The organism is Acetobacter orientalis (assembly GCF_000963965.1).
Classification (GTDB): domain Bacteria; phylum Pseudomonadota; class Alphaproteobacteria; order Acetobacterales; family Acetobacteraceae; genus Acetobacter; species Acetobacter orientalis.
In genome coordinates this window covers 89,001-103,569 of sequence record NZ_BAMX01000010.1, presented here as the reverse complement: position 1 = coordinate 103,569, position 14,569 = coordinate 89,001, and the positions used below count along the sequence as shown (strand labels likewise).

The 14,569-nt window shown below is 51.5% G+C and carries 11 protein-coding genes and 1 tRNA gene; 3 read left to right on the top strand and 9 right to left on the bottom strand.

The features are described 5' to 3' along the window. Positions 1-161: 161 nt before the first annotated feature. The 5 genes from Abor_RS04190 to Abor_RS13285 form a co-directional block, all read right to left on the bottom strand. A complete protein-coding gene (locus Abor_RS04190; RefSeq protein WP_048840582.1) occupies positions 162-2,567 on the bottom strand; it encodes a glucose/quinate/shikimate family membrane-bound PQQ-dependent dehydrogenase in 2,406 nt (801 codons plus the stop codon). A 1,145-nt stretch (positions 2,568-3,712) separates the two neighbouring features. Then, a complete protein-coding gene (locus Abor_RS04185; protein ID WP_052946351.1) occupies positions 3,713-4,459 on the bottom strand; it encodes an HNH endonuclease signature motif containing protein in 747 nt (248 codons plus the stop codon). 39 nt (positions 4,460-4,498) lie between these two features. Next, positions 4,499-4,678: a hypothetical protein gene (locus tag Abor_RS04180; RefSeq protein ID WP_048840580.1), complete on the bottom strand. Its 180-nt coding sequence runs from the start codon at positions 4,676-4,678 to the stop codon at positions 4,499-4,501. 222 nt (positions 4,679-4,900) lie between these two features. After that, entirely contained in the window at positions 4,901-6,118 is a 1,218-nt protein-coding gene (locus Abor_RS04175; RefSeq protein WP_048840579.1) for a hypothetical protein, read from the bottom strand. 202 nt (positions 6,119-6,320) lie between these two features. After that, positions 6,321-6,515 carry a KTSC domain-containing protein gene (locus Abor_RS13285; RefSeq protein WP_371861229.1) on the bottom strand — a complete coding sequence of 65 codons (195 nt, stop codon included), beginning with the start codon at positions 6,513-6,515 and terminating at the stop codon, positions 6,321-6,323. Between the two features lie 634 nt (positions 6,516-7,149). Between Abor_RS13285 and Abor_RS04165 the strand changes: the two genes are divergently transcribed. Beyond that, positions 7,150-7,815 (top strand): recombinase family protein, encoded by a 666-nt coding sequence (locus tag Abor_RS04165; RefSeq protein ID WP_048840578.1) that lies wholly within the window; start codon positions 7,150-7,152, stop codon positions 7,813-7,815. Positions 7,816-7,876: 61 nt separating this feature from the next. Here Abor_RS04165 and Abor_RS04160 read toward each other — a convergent pair whose 3' ends face one another. From Abor_RS04160 to Abor_RS04150, 3 genes are all read right to left on the bottom strand, one after another. Beyond that, positions 7,877-9,487: a tyrosine-type recombinase/integrase gene (locus Abor_RS04160; RefSeq protein ID WP_084594360.1), complete on the bottom strand. Its 1,611-nt coding sequence runs from the start codon at positions 9,485-9,487 to the stop codon at positions 7,877-7,879. Positions 9,488-9,602: 115 nt separating this feature from the next. Further along, positions 9,603-9,678 (bottom strand) — tRNA-His (locus Abor_RS04155). Between the two features lie 73 nt (positions 9,679-9,751). Further along, complete coding sequence (locus Abor_RS04150; RefSeq protein WP_048840576.1) at positions 9,752-10,924, bottom strand: aminotransferase; 1,173 nt, start codon at positions 10,922-10,924, stop codon at positions 9,752-9,754. 237 nt (positions 10,925-11,161) lie between these two features. Between Abor_RS04150 and Abor_RS04145 the strand changes: the two genes are divergently transcribed. Further along, the gene (locus Abor_RS04145; protein ID WP_043551886.1) at positions 11,162-11,500 is read left to right on the top strand and encodes a P-II family nitrogen regulator; all 339 of its coding nucleotides are present in this window, start codon (positions 11,162-11,164) and stop codon (positions 11,498-11,500) included. Positions 11,501-11,619: 119 nt separating this feature from the next. Further along, entirely contained in the window at positions 11,620-13,065 is a 1,446-nt protein-coding gene (gene glnA / locus Abor_RS04140) for a type I glutamate--ammonia ligase (RefSeq protein WP_048840575.1), read from the top strand. Between the two features lie 71 nt (positions 13,066-13,136). Here glnA and Abor_RS04135 read toward each other — a convergent pair whose 3' ends face one another. Beyond that, positions 13,137-14,360: an aldose epimerase family protein gene (locus Abor_RS04135; RefSeq protein ID WP_244877863.1), complete on the bottom strand. Its 1,224-nt coding sequence runs from the start codon at positions 14,358-14,360 to the stop codon at positions 13,137-13,139. Positions 14,361-14,569: the final 209 nt, after the last annotated feature.

Below are 14,569 nucleotides of genomic sequence, written 5' to 3'. Positions count from 1 at the left end.
CAACGCGCAAAAGGGCGTGTGGGCATGGTGTCTTTTTTCTTTCATGCTCACACACTCTTTTACTTTGGCGTGTTTAACGGCCTTGTATTTTGTAAAGGCACGGCATGTGATCTCACAGTTTTGGTAAAAACCTGAAAACCACATGCCTTTTTGTGGCTGCTTTAGGGCTGTGTGCCGTCTGGTAAAGCATAGGCCACAATGTAGTCACCCAGTTTGGTGCCAAAAGATCCGTGGCCACCATCGGCTGTTACAATAAACTGGCGTCCGTTGGCTTCGTAGGTCATGGGGGTAGATTGGCCACCAGCGGGCAGGCGGTCTTGCCAAAGCTGTTTGCCGGTCGTGACATCATACGCACGAATATAATAATCGGCTGTTGAGGTCAGGAAAGCAACGCCACCCGCTGTGGTAAGTGGCCCACCAAGGGAGGGAATGCCAACTTTAAACGGCAAGGGCAGGGGGGAGCTGTCGCGCACGGTGCCGTTACGGTGCATCCATTTAATGGTGTTGGTTTTTAGGTCTATGCCTGCCACATACCCCCAACCCGGCTGTTTGCACGGCACACCGAGTGGAGACAGAAAGGCGTGCAGGTCTACCCCATAGGGTGTGCCGTATTGTGGCTGCACACCACTTTCTGACCCAGATGGCCCTGCATTTGGGTCTGGCTGTGCCGGGTTTTTAGGCCCACGTGGAATAAGCGTAGACACAAACGGAATGGCAATAGGGTTGGCAAAAGCCACTTGCCGCACAGGGTCTACCGCTAAACCACCCCATTCAAACATGCCCAAATTACCGGGGAACACCAACGTGCCTTGCTCAGAGGGTGGGGTAAACGGCCCTTCATAACGCAGTTTTTTGAACATGATACGGCACACCATCTGATCCAGCATGGTGCCGCCCCACATGTCTGCATCGGTCAGGTTCTTTTTAGGCCGGAAGGTAAGGGCAGAGTAAGGCTGCGTGGGTGAGACGTGGTCGCCCGGTGCAGCGCCCTGTGGCACGGGGGTTTCTGGTGCTGGTACAATCAAGTGGCCGTTGCGGCGGTCTAGCACAAAAATATTGCCGGTTTTGGCTGGGGCATACAGGGCAGGCACAATGGAGCCATCTTGTTGGCGAATATCCACAAGGCTTGGCTGGGCGGGAATGTCCATGTCCCACAAGTCGTGGTGCACGGTTTGGTAGAACCAGACTTTCTCGCCCGTATCGGCATTGAGTGCCAAAATGCCAGAGGCATAACGTTCTTGGTCGGCAGAGCGGTGACCGCCCCAGATGTCTGGGGTTGCAACGCCGGTTGGAATATAAATGAGGTTCAGTTTAGCGTCATAAGCAGACGTAATCCATGAATTGGGGGAGTTTGCCACGTAATGGTGGGTGGCAGAGGGGAGTTCGTTAGGGTTGGGGTTGCCTGCATCAAACGCCCAGACCAGATGGCCGGTATAGAGGTCGTACGCGCGGGTAACGCCTGATGGCTCGTGTGTTGAATAGTTGTCTGTTACCGCGCCAGAAATAATAACGACCTTGTGGGTCACAATTGGCGGAGAGGTAGGCTCGTAAAAACCAGCCTCGTGCATGGGCATGCCATCAGACAGGTCTAGGCTGCCATTGTTGCCAAAGCTGGGGCAGGTTGCACCCGTGTCTGCGTTCAGGGCAATCAGGCGGCCATCGTTTGTAGGGAGAAAAATGCGGTGCGCGCACTCAGTTGGTGCGGGTGTGCCATCGCTTGTTACGTCACCCTCGTGGGTTTCAGCGTAAGACACGCCGCGGCAGGTCATGTGCTGAAAGGTGGGGTTGTATGCAATTTTGGGGTCAAACTTCCATTTTTGTTTGCCCGTTGCGGCATCAAGCGCAAACACCATTTGGTGGGGCGAGCACAGATAGAGCGTGTCGCGCACTTTAATAGGTGTGACCTCATCGGTAATTTCACCGGGGTCGTTAGGGGTTTTTAGGTCATGTGTTTGAAAAACCCATGCCACTTTGAGCTTGCTTACGTTAGCTGGTGTCACTTGCGCGAGCGGGGAGTAGCGGTTGCCAAACTGCGTGCGGCCATAAGCTGGCCAGTCTGCGGCTGGGGCTTCTGCGCTATCTGCCGGGGTTAAGGCACCGCCTTGCTGGGTAACGGAGGGGAGTACGCCAGCAATATCTTGCGGGTCTTGGGTTAGGGCAAAGCCATAAACCCCAAGGCCCACTACAATGCCTGCGGCAAGTGGTATGCGGTTAAGTGTACTGGCCGGTAATAACGCGCGAGAGACAAACGGTAACAACAGCCACAGGCCAAGCGGCAAAATAACATCACCCCGCGGGGCGAGTGCCCAGAAGTCAAACCCGGCTTCCCATACCGACCAAGCCAGCGTGATAAAAACCAGTGCCGCGTACAGCCACAGGGCCTCGCGCCAGCGTTTAAGCAGCAGCACCGCGGTAACCAGCAGCACAACGCCACTAAACAGGTAAAAGTAAGAGCCCCCTAAAACGGCCAGCCATGCGCCGCCAAGGGTTAGAAAAAGCCCAAGAATAAGAAAGAGGATTACGGTAAGGGTCACAGGCAACCCAGAGCGGGGTGGTGATGTTGTCATGCAGAAGAACCATCAATATCTGAGGGAAAGTGCATAACAGATACGATATTTTATAAAGAAAATGAATGACTATCTCGAAAATCCGGTAAATTTGAAGGGATGGATTGTATAAAAAGGGTTATTTTTCAAATTTAAATGTAAAGAGAAGAAGAGAGGAGTTATGATGTAATCGTAAAATGCATAATTCCCACACATTACTCTATATGCTAAGGATTTAGAGAGCCTTATTGCCGTGTGTTGTCTGGAATAATGGGAAAGAGTGATCATTTTTAAATAAAAAAGAACACGATGCCGCTTTGCGAGCAATGAGGATGGTAGGGTGATGATGGAGAGTGCGCACACCTCATGCTACTACGCGTGAGAGACAAGAAAGCTGGCTTACTTAAATTAAGCGTTACCCCACCTTAATTCAGCGTTACCCCACTTGCTCGTGCTCTGCCTGATTATGCGCCCCCTTGGCACGCAGCTTGGGCATGACGCTAGATCTATGGCACACGACTAAAGCCAAAGAGCTTGGTTTTTGGTAACGTTTTAATTTTTAAGGGAAATATATGGCTGGGGCGAACGACGGGGCTCTACACCTAATCATATAAAACCGTTATAAATCAGATGCTTATATCAAAAACCTGTAGCGTTTTCGGTTGTATCGGCACGTCTGACCCGCATACCCTTCTTGCAAACCATCATGCAGAGTCGAGAACTGATAGGCAAGAGCCAAAACAAAAGGGCAGCATTCAAAGGAAACAGCATGATGCTAAATCCCTCAAAATGCCGCCCTAGAGTGGTCTGTGGTGCTAGGCTGGTGTGGTGCATTAAGGTAAACCTAGAAGGCCCTGTGTGGTCTCCTGCGAGTCTCTGAGGGCTATATGCCTCTAGATAGGCTTGTAATTAGTCTAAGCCCTTCTTCTGTTAAGCTGAAGGCTTCAAGGTTACGCTCTTCGTTTGCAAGTAGCTTGACGAAGCGAAAGCGGCCCTTTGACATATTACACAGCCGTGGGGTGTCCACGATTGGTAGATAAGAGCTTCTAGCTGCTTCTGGGGCGATGCTAAGGCGTACAAGGGCGCGTAGGTCTCCCACGTTCAGATACGAAGCATACTCGCTCGGTATGGCCTCCAATACAGAGGCGAGCTGTGCGATGGGTGTTTTACTGGTCATGATTGGGCTGCCCTTCAGTGGTGTAATATTTTTGTGCTTTGTGTTTAAGATCGGCGGGCAGGCGTTCTAGTTTTGGGGTGGGGTCGGCACGCCATGCGCTTGCAAGTTTGGCAATCTCTGCCTTGGCCTGAAAAAGCAGCTTTCTCTGTTTTTTAGATCGTTCCACCACACGCCCCAGCGGCCCCTCCTTTATAGCCTTACGGTGGCTGCTTACGCTGCTTTGTGACCTACCCGTCTTCTCCATTATTTGAGAGATGGTTAAGTTTTCTATTTCATATGAGACGGCTTCAAAAACCCGAGCATCACGGCTTGCGGAATCCATAGGGGGCTGCGCTTTCACTTTCTTAGCCCTCCGCATATTCTCTTTTTGCGTCACTGCTTCTAGGTGGTCTGGGTTTACGCACATTGTATTGCCACACAGGTGGTCAATAACTGGTTGGTTTTCAGGCGTAACGCCGTTCCTTAGCAGGTAGGAAACAACATGCGCCCTTGGTTGCTGGTCTATTGCTCTTATGGGGAACTTACCATACGGGGGTTTTAGGCCGTTCGTGGCACCCTTCCAGAGCCAGCATGGGCCAAGCTCAGGGCGATGCTCTGGAATAGGCCCATTAGTGTCTACCTTATCCATGAGCCGCCGCGTAGCAGTCTTATGGTTATCAGGTATGGCTAGGTAATGCTCTAGTACACGGCGTTTTTCCTGATTGGTTTTCTGGGGTTGTGGTTTTGTTTTGTTCATGAGTGGCTCCTGCCTTTTCTGTTTAGTCATGAAGGTTTGTTAGTGGTGCCCTGAGATTAGGCCGCGCTGTGTAAGTCTTTGCGCCGCGCTTCTGAGAAACTGAGCTTCATTGATGAAGTGTTGGGCCAGCTCTTCGAGATTGCTTGGCTCTATCCGGCCAAGGGCTGCCGCTGTAATTATGTCTGTGGTTTCTTCGGAGGGGTAAGCGGGCGGGGTCATACCGACACCTTCTATTGCAGTTGATGGGCAATAGACGGGTATTTAAACTAGAGTTTAGCCGCAATAGGCAAGCAAGAATGGCTCGTATCGAAAATAATAATATAGTAATTTTTACTAAATTGTGTAATAGAGCGAGAAACAATTAACCCACTAAATCACTAAATCACTAAATCAGATTCTATTCTGTGTATTTGTATTTTCTTTTTGGTGTTGGTCTCGCTCTTATAACAGGCCAACACCACCTGCTAGGCTACCCACAGTACCGATAGCACCTTGGATCATGGACATGGTACTAGGGGTCTGAACGACTGTGCTCGTGGAATGGCCGGTAGAGTTCCCGCCCCAAGTGGTTCCGCCAATGATATTGTAAAGGTTATCAAGCTGAGTCCACTGGTTTTGGTTTTGCGCTTGATAGCCCTCTACAGCAGCTTTATTGGCGTTATTCTGGTCGTCTTGGGCAATTTTACCTGCATTGTATGCTGCTGTGTTAGCAATATTCTGAAGTGTAACCCCCTGAGATGCTATATTACTTCCTGTACTCGCCGCTCCAACCTGATTGGAGCCGATATTACTCAGGATAGAGGCCCCATTCTGCTGCGTAGCATTGTTAGCATTAACCTGAGCGTTGCCTGCCTGCTGCGCTTCAACACCAGAGTTTGCCCCTGAGATGCCTGTGGCAGCTCCATTAAGTAGACCGCTCATATTGCTCTGGCGGGCCTGCTCTGCCGTAGAAAGACCCGTATTGTACGCATTCTGATACATGGTGGCTGCGTTGTTTTCATCTTGGGCATTCTGAAGCGCCTGAGACACAGCGCTTGCAGCACCAGCACGGGAGCTATTCAAGTTACCACCCACAACTGCCTGTGCATTCAGGTCTGTACCTGTTGTACGTTGGTACATCTGGTCAGCATAGGCGTTAGCTGCTTTGATTGCATTCTGAACACCTGAAGAATTCGCATATGCAGTTGCATCGGCTGTATTTTGAGCCGTAGCATCTGTGTTGGCTAAATTAGAGGCATTCTGAAGGTTGGTTAAGCCCTGATTACCGTAAGCCCCTGCATTACTCGCTACAGCATTAGAGGCTGTTGTAGACCCCTGATTAAAGCCACCATTGGCAAACTGTGCTGCTGTATTAGCTGCTGTTCCCATGTTTGTGGTGCCAGAGGTGCTATTGCTTAACAGACCTGTACCAGTATTCATAAGGGTATTGCCCATATTGCTCTGGTTTACGCTGTTTGTGCCCGCGTTAGATAAGGCCGCCTTCTCAGTGTCATTAAGGGTGGAATAGACATTCCAGTTAGGCTGATTAGGGTCTGAGCTTTGCTGGTTGTAGATGCCCTGCGCAGTGTTAAATGCACCCTTAAGTGGCCCCTCTTGCCAGTCTAGGGGCTTTGTCTGTGAGCTTGCGTCTGTAGTTGTCTTAGTCTTACTTTTTCCCATTAGTTCCTGTTCTTATCATTATTGGTATCAAACTGTTATGTTGTACCTTTGTAGATGTGCCTAATGTACTACGCTATGAGTTGAGCTTGGCACGGCTGTGCTCAGGCTAAACAGGCAGGGTGGAAACAATGTCTATTTAACCACAACACAGTCAGATTAAGGGGTAGGTGATTATGGTATCCCCTAATGGGCCACTAATTCCCTAGCTACGTGTGTAGTGACCACGTATCCGTGCATCATAGTAAGCACCGGGGGAAGTAGCCATTTCTAAGCCCTCCGCCACCTTGAGACTAACGCCAGAATAGGTGTAAGTCTGACCCCGCCTGAATGTGATTGTTAGCTCTAAGATTGATGCATCATATTCGGCTGAGCTTATTACGCTGCTACCGCTTATCATCAGTGGGCGGGTTACTATGGTATTAAAGAGCATGCATTTCCCCTAAGTGATTATTATTGATTGGTTGATGTAAACGTACACCTAGGCAAGGCTAGAAGTGGGTGAACGCTCTCCCTCTATACCCTTACCTTTAGGGGCGTTCCTCTAATGGGGCCGCTAATTCCCTATTTTCACCGTAACCCATTGAAAAACCTATAAAATTCATAGTTTCGTCTAAGACCCTAAAAAGGCCCCAAAAGGTAACCAAAAGGGGTCCCTTAATTCTGTGCATTTATAGAGTTTTCCCTGAGAATGTTTTCGTGGTCTGCCACTGAACAACAACAACGGCTTAAGCCCCCTTTCTTGAAGTCGATCGGTGACCATGAAACCGTGGGGCAAGGGTACCCGTTTTGAGTCCCGCAAGGTTGTGATAGGCGTGGTTGTCTGTGGTATCTTTTAGGGGCGCTTCTCTAATGAGGCCGCTAATTAGGGGTTTTCTGATAAATGCTTGATTAAATCAGGAGAAACACGATTTACAGCCCAACCCCTGTATTGATTCATGAACGGCATAGGACGGATTCAGAATTGAGTGTGGCTGGCCCTCCGTTTACTCTGTATCAAAACAGACAACGTTCATTGTCTGGAATGAAACACTATGACCAAAGCTGTTGCCTATATCCGAGTAAGCACAACCAAGCAGGGTAAAAGTGGCCTTGGAATGGAAGCACAGCTTGCAGCCATACACAGCTTTGCTCAGGCGGAGGGCTTTGACGTAGTAGAAGTGTTTACAGAGGTTGAGACAGGCAAGGGGAGTGATGCTCTCTTTAAGCGCCCCCAGCTCTCTGCCGCATTGGATAAGGCCAAGGTCATGCAATGCCCTGTGCTGGTAGCCAAGCTAGACCGCCTTAGCCGTGATGTGGCGTTCATAGCTGGGCTTATGGCTAACCGTGTTCCGTTTATCGTGGCTGAGTTAGGCAAAGATGCTGATCCCTTTATGTTGCACATATGGGCCGCTATGGCTGAGAAAGAACGCTGTGTAATTAGCGAACGCACCAAAGCTGCTCTTGCTGCGGCAAAGAAGCGTGGGGTTGTGTTGGGTGGGTATAAAGGTGGCCCCGCACCAGATAACCAGAAAGGCACTCTAGCACTGCAAGAGAAGGCGCAAGGGTTCAAGGAAAGGGTGGGGCCAACCATCGCCACTTTACACAGTCAAGGGTTGTCTCTACGGGCCATAGCAGGGCGTCTAGAGGCTATGGGGGTTAGGACTAGCCGAAGGAAGACTGAGTGGACTCCTGCGGCTGTAAAAAGGTGCCTTGGGTAAGATAGTTAGTATGTAAACTATCCGGGGCAGCGTTGGGTGTGCTGGTTTTGGCTAAGTGGAGTTAAATAGAGCATACAATACTCATGGAGTCGCGAACGTGCTCACTTACACCCTTACTGACCATTTCCATGATTGCATTGTCATATACAGACCAATCAAACCGCTTTGCTGCGTAGGTGTTATGCGCGAGCGAGACAGGCTTGTGCCCAATAAGATGCTCTAGCACTAATTCAGGGCAGTGCTGTGCTCCGTTAGCTTCTGCCGTAGCCATGAAGGTGGAAAAGCATCTACGGAAGCTGTGAAAGTCGATCTCGGGGTTTTCACCGAGCACAGAGCGTAGAAAGGTGGCGTAGCGTTTAGACAGGTAATGCCCCGGCTTATTGTCACGCCCTCCGGGTTTACACTCAGGGAATAGCGGTGCGTCTTGGGTATGTTCTGCGGGTAGTTCTGCAAGGCGCTGCGCAATAACCGCCTGAGCTATTGGGTGTAGCGGCACTTCTCTAGTAGAAGAGCGTGTTTTGCTTACTTCTTCAGTGACAGAGATACGCCAAAGCTGCTCAGGTTGTGTTGGTTTGATAACGCGATCTACCGTTAAGCTGGCTAGTTCGTTTTGCCTGCACCCTGTAAGCGGGGCTAAGCGTAGCATGTCATAGATAACCCGTGCCCAAGGCCATTTCTTAGGCTGTTTTAGGCGTTCTCTGGCTTGTGTGAGTAGGGCTATCAATTCGGCATCGGTATAGGGCCGTTTCTCCCCTCGTACTCTGGAAGCCTTGGCAATCTTCTTCTTAAGGCCCCGTGTTGCTCCCTCCCACGGATTAACCTCTGCATAACCAACGTCCTGTGCCCATTTCCAGAATGTATTCATGGTTGAAAGATGAAAGCCTACTACGCGGGGGCCAACATTGGGCAGTCTCTCTAACCACTCTCTGAATAGGCCCGCTGTCTTTCTGTCTATGCTTTCTATCGGTGTACTTCTGGCATAGCTCTCTGGGTCGTCTGTTTGCAAGCCGTGTGCTTCTGCTAGATAAGCCCCAAAACGGCGTAAAGTCCTGTGGTGTCTATCTATCAGCTCTTGGGTAACGTGCCCTTCTAGCTGGGGTAACCAGCGGTCAAGGAGAACGCTAAGGGGCGTTGCAGTGCCCGTAGCAATGCCTAACGCCTGCTCATAGGCTGCTTGTGCCTGTCTTAGCCCGTTTTGTTTGTCTGTGCTTTGTGTTTCGATATTCTGCGCGGTTGCCCAGAGTTCTTCCCTTACAACATCGGTACCAAAGTCTTGGTCTGAAATAGCCTCTGCGACAATACGGCCCGTGTGTGGGTCGTCATTCTCATAGTAAGGCGTGCGGTATGTATCCGCTTCTTCTAGTGCTTTACGGGCTTCTAGGGCTTGTTCTGTAAGCTGTTGCTGTAAGCTGCCCCAAGAAGGCTTCCAATCACCGTGCAACGGAGGGAGCTTGTGCTGGGCTAGTGCCGCATTCGTTTCTTCCCTGATTACCGTAAGGGCTGCGTCACGCCTAACAAGGGCTTCTCGATACTCTTTGGTGCTCAGAGACTTGGTAATGTCTTTGCGTGTCCCGTTACGGGCACCTGTCACCATACCAACATCATGCCAACGCTCTTTAGGTACGATAAAACGGACGTAGTAAACGTTGCCCCGTTTAGTCATGTTCTGCATGTCATGCTTACCCTTGGCGCTCTGCTTGGGTATGACGCTAGACCTATGACGCACGACTACAGCCCTATGACGCTTGGCTTTGGTAACGTATTGATTTTTAAAGGAAATATATGGCTGGGGCGAACGACGGGGATCGAACCCGCGACAACCGGTACCACAAACCGGCGCTCTACCAACTGAGCTACGTCCGCCACACAGCTAGGGGTCGTTTAGTAAACAGCGCTGTGTCCGTCAAGGGGTAGTTTGCATAGAGGTATAAAAAAGTCAGCGTTTGCTGGCCCATGCGGCAATGCGGGCAATGGCTTCGCGCAGAATGTGCTCCTGTTTGCAAAAGGCAAAGCGTAACAGGTGGCGGGGTGGGGTGCCGTTGCTGCTGTCATAAAAGGCAGAGGCGGGAATGGTGGCAACGCCTGCCTCAATAGTGAGTTGGTGGGCAAAAGCAACATCGTCTTTCCCGGCCGCGAGGGGCGCTATATCGGCCATAACAAAATAGCTGCCGTGGCAGGGTAGAACCTCTAGCCCCACACTGCGTAAACCTTCAGACAAAATATCGCGCTTATGGGCCATATCTGCTGCCAGTGTGGCAAAGTAGGTGGTGTCTTTGCGCAGGCCAAACGCTACGGCCCGTTGTAGGTTGGGGGCTGTGGCAAACACAAGGTTTTGGTGGGCTTTGGCAATAACGCCTGCAAGGGGGGCGGGGGCTGTAATATAGCCCACTTTCCAGCCGGTAAGCGAAAAGCTTTTGCCAGCACTGCCAATGCGTATGCACCGCTCACGCATGTCTGGCAGGGTCATGAGGGAAATATGCGGGGCACCAAAGGTTAGGTGTTCATACACTTCATCGCATACGGCGTAGGCATTGTAGTGGCGCAGCAAGCTGGCAATGAAAGTAAGCTCGTCTCGCGTAAATACCTTGCCGGTGGGGTTCATGGGGCTGTTAAGCACCATGGCCTTGGTGCGGGCAGAAAAAGCTTTGGCCAAAGCGTCTTGCGGGAGTGTCCAGTCTGGTTGTTGTAGGCGCACAAGGCGGGGTTCAGCGCCAAGCTGGCGGATAATTGGTAGATAAGTGTCATAAAGCGGCTCGATTAAAACCACTTCATCGCCCGGCTCAAGCAAAGCCATGAGAGAGGCGGCCAGAGCCTCGGTCGCGCCAGAGGTCACAATCACTTCAGAATCGGGGTTAATGTTTAACCCTTGAAAGCGGGCGTTAGACTCGGCAACGGCCTGCCGTAGTTCTGGCAGGCCAGTAAGGGGGGCATATTGGTTTTGCCCATCAAGCAGGGCATCGGCTGCTTTTTGCACCATGTCGTGTGGGCCTTCCGTATCGGGAAAGCCTTGGCCCAGATTAATGGCTTCATGCTGGCGGGCCAGAGCAGACATGACAGTAAAAATGGTGGTTGGCTGCGCTTCAAGCAGTGGGTTGAGTGGTTTTGTCATGTCAGTAATCCTTAAACGAGCAGCAGCTATGTTCGTGATAAAAAGGGCCAGATGCCTTTAATGCAAGGGGTGGGTCAGTGCTTTATCGATACTATTTCGTATCTGACCGATTGCCCACACGGCCAACCCGTGCAAGTTTACCCGGGTTCGGCTTGGGCACTCATGCTGCAAAAGCATGGCTGCACAAAAGACGGACCCCTCAAACAGGGTGCAGCAGTAATATATTGATGACGTGACATGAGAAAGATCGAGGCCATCATAAAGCCCTTTAAGCTGGACGAAGTGAAGGAAGCCCTTCACGAGCTTGGCTTGCAAGGGATTACCGTAATCGAGGCAAAAGGCTTCGGACGGCAGAAGGGGCACACGGAGCTGTATCGTGGCGCTGAGTATATTGTTGATTTTCTGCCCAAAATGAAAATTGAGGTTGTCTGTCCGGCCAATCTGGTTGAACGGGCGGTTGAGGCAATATCGGCAGCAGCCCGCACGGGACGAATCGGTGACGGTAAAATCTTTATTCTCCCGGTTGAGGATGTGGTGCGCATCCGGACGGGGGAAAGAGGGGAAGACGCGATCTGAGGGAGGGCGTGGGGCTGCTTAGCAGAAGAGCCCTACTGCTCTGCCGCACGGCGTGCATTTGATAATCCTAGCTGTGCCGGACGGTTCCGGTACGCAACAGGTTGTAGGTGATAGAGAGAATGGTTAAGAAAACAACATCTGCGGGTGATGCAAAAGCTGCGGCTGTCGCCAAGGTTTTTGACCTGATTCAGGAACATTCGGTTGAGCTGGTTGACCTGCGCTTTACCGACCCACGCGGCAAATGGCACCACACGGCCCAGTACGTAACCACCATTGAAGAAGACACCTTCACAGAAGGCTTCATGTTCGATGGTTCTTCCATTGCTGGCTGGAAAGCCATCAATGAAAGCGACATGGTGCTGCTGCCCGACCCTGAAACAGCCGTGATGGATCCGTTCTCTGCCCGCCCGCAGTTGATCCTGTTCTGCGACATTATCGAGCCTTCAACCGGCCAGCCTTACAACCGTGACCCACGCTCTACCGCTAAACTGGCTGAGCAGTACCTGAAGTCTTCTGGTCTGGGTGATACGGCTTTCTTTGGCCCAGAAGCTGAATTCTTTATCTTTGATAGCGTGCGTTTTGGTACCGGCCCTAACTTTGGCACCTACCAGCTCGACAGCATTGAAGGCCCTGGTGCGTCTTTGAAAGACTACCCAGAAGGCAATATGGGCCACCGCCCAGGCCCCAAAGGGGGCTACTTCCCTGTTGCGCCGATTGATAGCGAAGTTGACCTGCGCGCAGAAATGCTGGCGACCATGGGTGAAATGGGCCTGCCCATTGAAAAGCACCACCACGAAGTGGCGCAGTCTCAGCACGAGCTGGGCACCAAGTTTGATACGCTGGTACGCTCTGCCGACTTTATGCAGATTTACAAATACTGCGTGCACAACGTTGCCCACTCTTATGGCAAAACAGCCACCTTTATGCCTAAGCCAATTTATGGCGATAACGGCTCTGGCATGCATGTTCACCAGTCTATCTGGAAAGACGGCAAACCAACCTTTGCTGGCAACGGCTATGCAGACCTGTCTGACACGGCTCTGTACTACATTGGTGGTATTATTAAGCACGCTAAAGCGCTTAATGCTTTCACCAACCCTTCAACCAACTCTTACAAGCGTCTGATTCCGGGTTTTGAAGCCCCAGTGCTGCTGGCTTACTCTGCCCGCAACCGCTCTGCTTCTTGCCGTATTCCATACGCAACCAACCCAAAAGCCAAGCGCGTTGAAGTGCGCTTCCCCGACCCCACAGCAAACCCCTACCTGGCATTTGCTGCCATGCTGATGGCTGGTCTGGACGGCATCAAGAACAAGATCCACCCTGGCGATGCCATGGATAAAGATCTGTACGACCTGCCCCCAGAAGAACTGAAGCAGATCCCAACTGTTGCGGGTTCTCTACGTGAAGCGCTTGAAGCTTTGATGGCTGACCACGAGTTCCTGCTGGCTGGTGGCGTGTTCACCAAAGACCAGATCGAAAGCTACGTGAACGTGAAGTGGGAAGATGTGTACCGTTTTGAACACACACCACACCCAGTTGAATTTGAAATGTACTACTCCGTCTAATCTTTACCCTTTTCGGTAAAGACCAAGGCAGAAAGCGCGGCTCCCATTTGGGGGCCGCGTTTTTTTATGCCTTACGGCGTTTGGGTGGTGCTGTCTGTGCCAAAGGCAAAAACGGTGGTGTGATTGTAAACAACACCGGGCCGTAAGGTGGCGCTAGGAAAATTGGGGTGGTTTGGGGCATCGGGGTAGAATTGGGTTTCAAGTGCGACGGCATCTGTTTGGCGGTAAATACGGCCAGATGTGCCCGCATAGGCCCCGTTAAGGCCGTTGGCAGTATAAACCTGCAAGCCCGGCAGGGGGGTTAAAACTGTTAAAACCCGGCCCGATGCGGGGTCTGTCAGGGTGGCGGCGGGCCTTAGGGTTTTGCCGTCATAGCCGTTTATTGCCCAGTTTTGGTCATAACCATGTGCGGCCAGAAGCTGCGGGTTGGTATCGCGCAGGTGTTGGGCAATGCTATGGGCCGTACGGAAGTCAAATGGGGTGTTGCTTACATCTGCCAGCTTGCCGGTGGGAATGGAGGCTGCGTCGGTAGGGGTGAAGTGGTCTGCATTAATGTGTAGGTGGTGGTTTTCAACCGAGCCAGAGCCCTCGCCGTTTAAATTGAAATAAGTGTGGTTGGTAAGGTTGACCACAGTGGGTTTGTCTGTTGTGGCGCGGTATTGCAGGGTTAGGCGGTTTGTGTCGTCTAAAATATAGCGCACACTTACATGCAACGTGCCGGGAAAGCCTTCATCTCCATCTGGGCTGGTTAGGGTTAGCTCTGCACCGGTGGCATGGGGCAGGCCCATAAGGCGGCGTACATGCCAAAGCTTTTTATGAAAACCGTTTGCCCCGCCATGTAGGGTGTTGGGGGGTGTATTGCGGGTAGTCTGTACCCGCACACCGTCTAGCGTAAACGTGCCGTTGGCAATGCGGTTGGCGTAACGGCCAATAAGTGCGCCAAAACAGATATTGGCCTGCGCGTCTTTGACCACATAGCCTTCAAGGTCGGGAAAGCCCAAGGCAATGTTGCTAAACCTGCCGTGCCTGTCTGGCACGTCAATGGCGGTAATAATACCGCCGTATGAGATAAACTGCACACTCAGGCCCGCTTTATTGCGCAGTGTATAGCGCTCTATTTTTTGCCCGTTAGGGAGGCTACCGTAGGGTTCTGCACTAAAAAAGGTGGCGGCATGGCTTGTATGGGGCATGGTCATGCTGGGCAGTAACCCTCCGGCAAAAAATAAACAGGCAAAACGCATAAAAATAGCGGGGCGGCAGCGCCTTGGGGCTGGGTGAGGGGTAAGGTAGGACATGGACAAACGCCTGCAAAACGAGAATGACAAGAAGTAAGACCCCCCACAAACCCTGAGCGTTGCACGGTGGGGCGTATGCGAGGGGCGCGTAAAAAGGCCTGATAATGCATTGGTGGGGTGAGTATTCGCTATAATCTGATGTGTAGAAAGCGGCTTTTTGGCCCTTTGGCACAAGACAGCGCTAAAACACTGCTTTATGAACAGCGCAC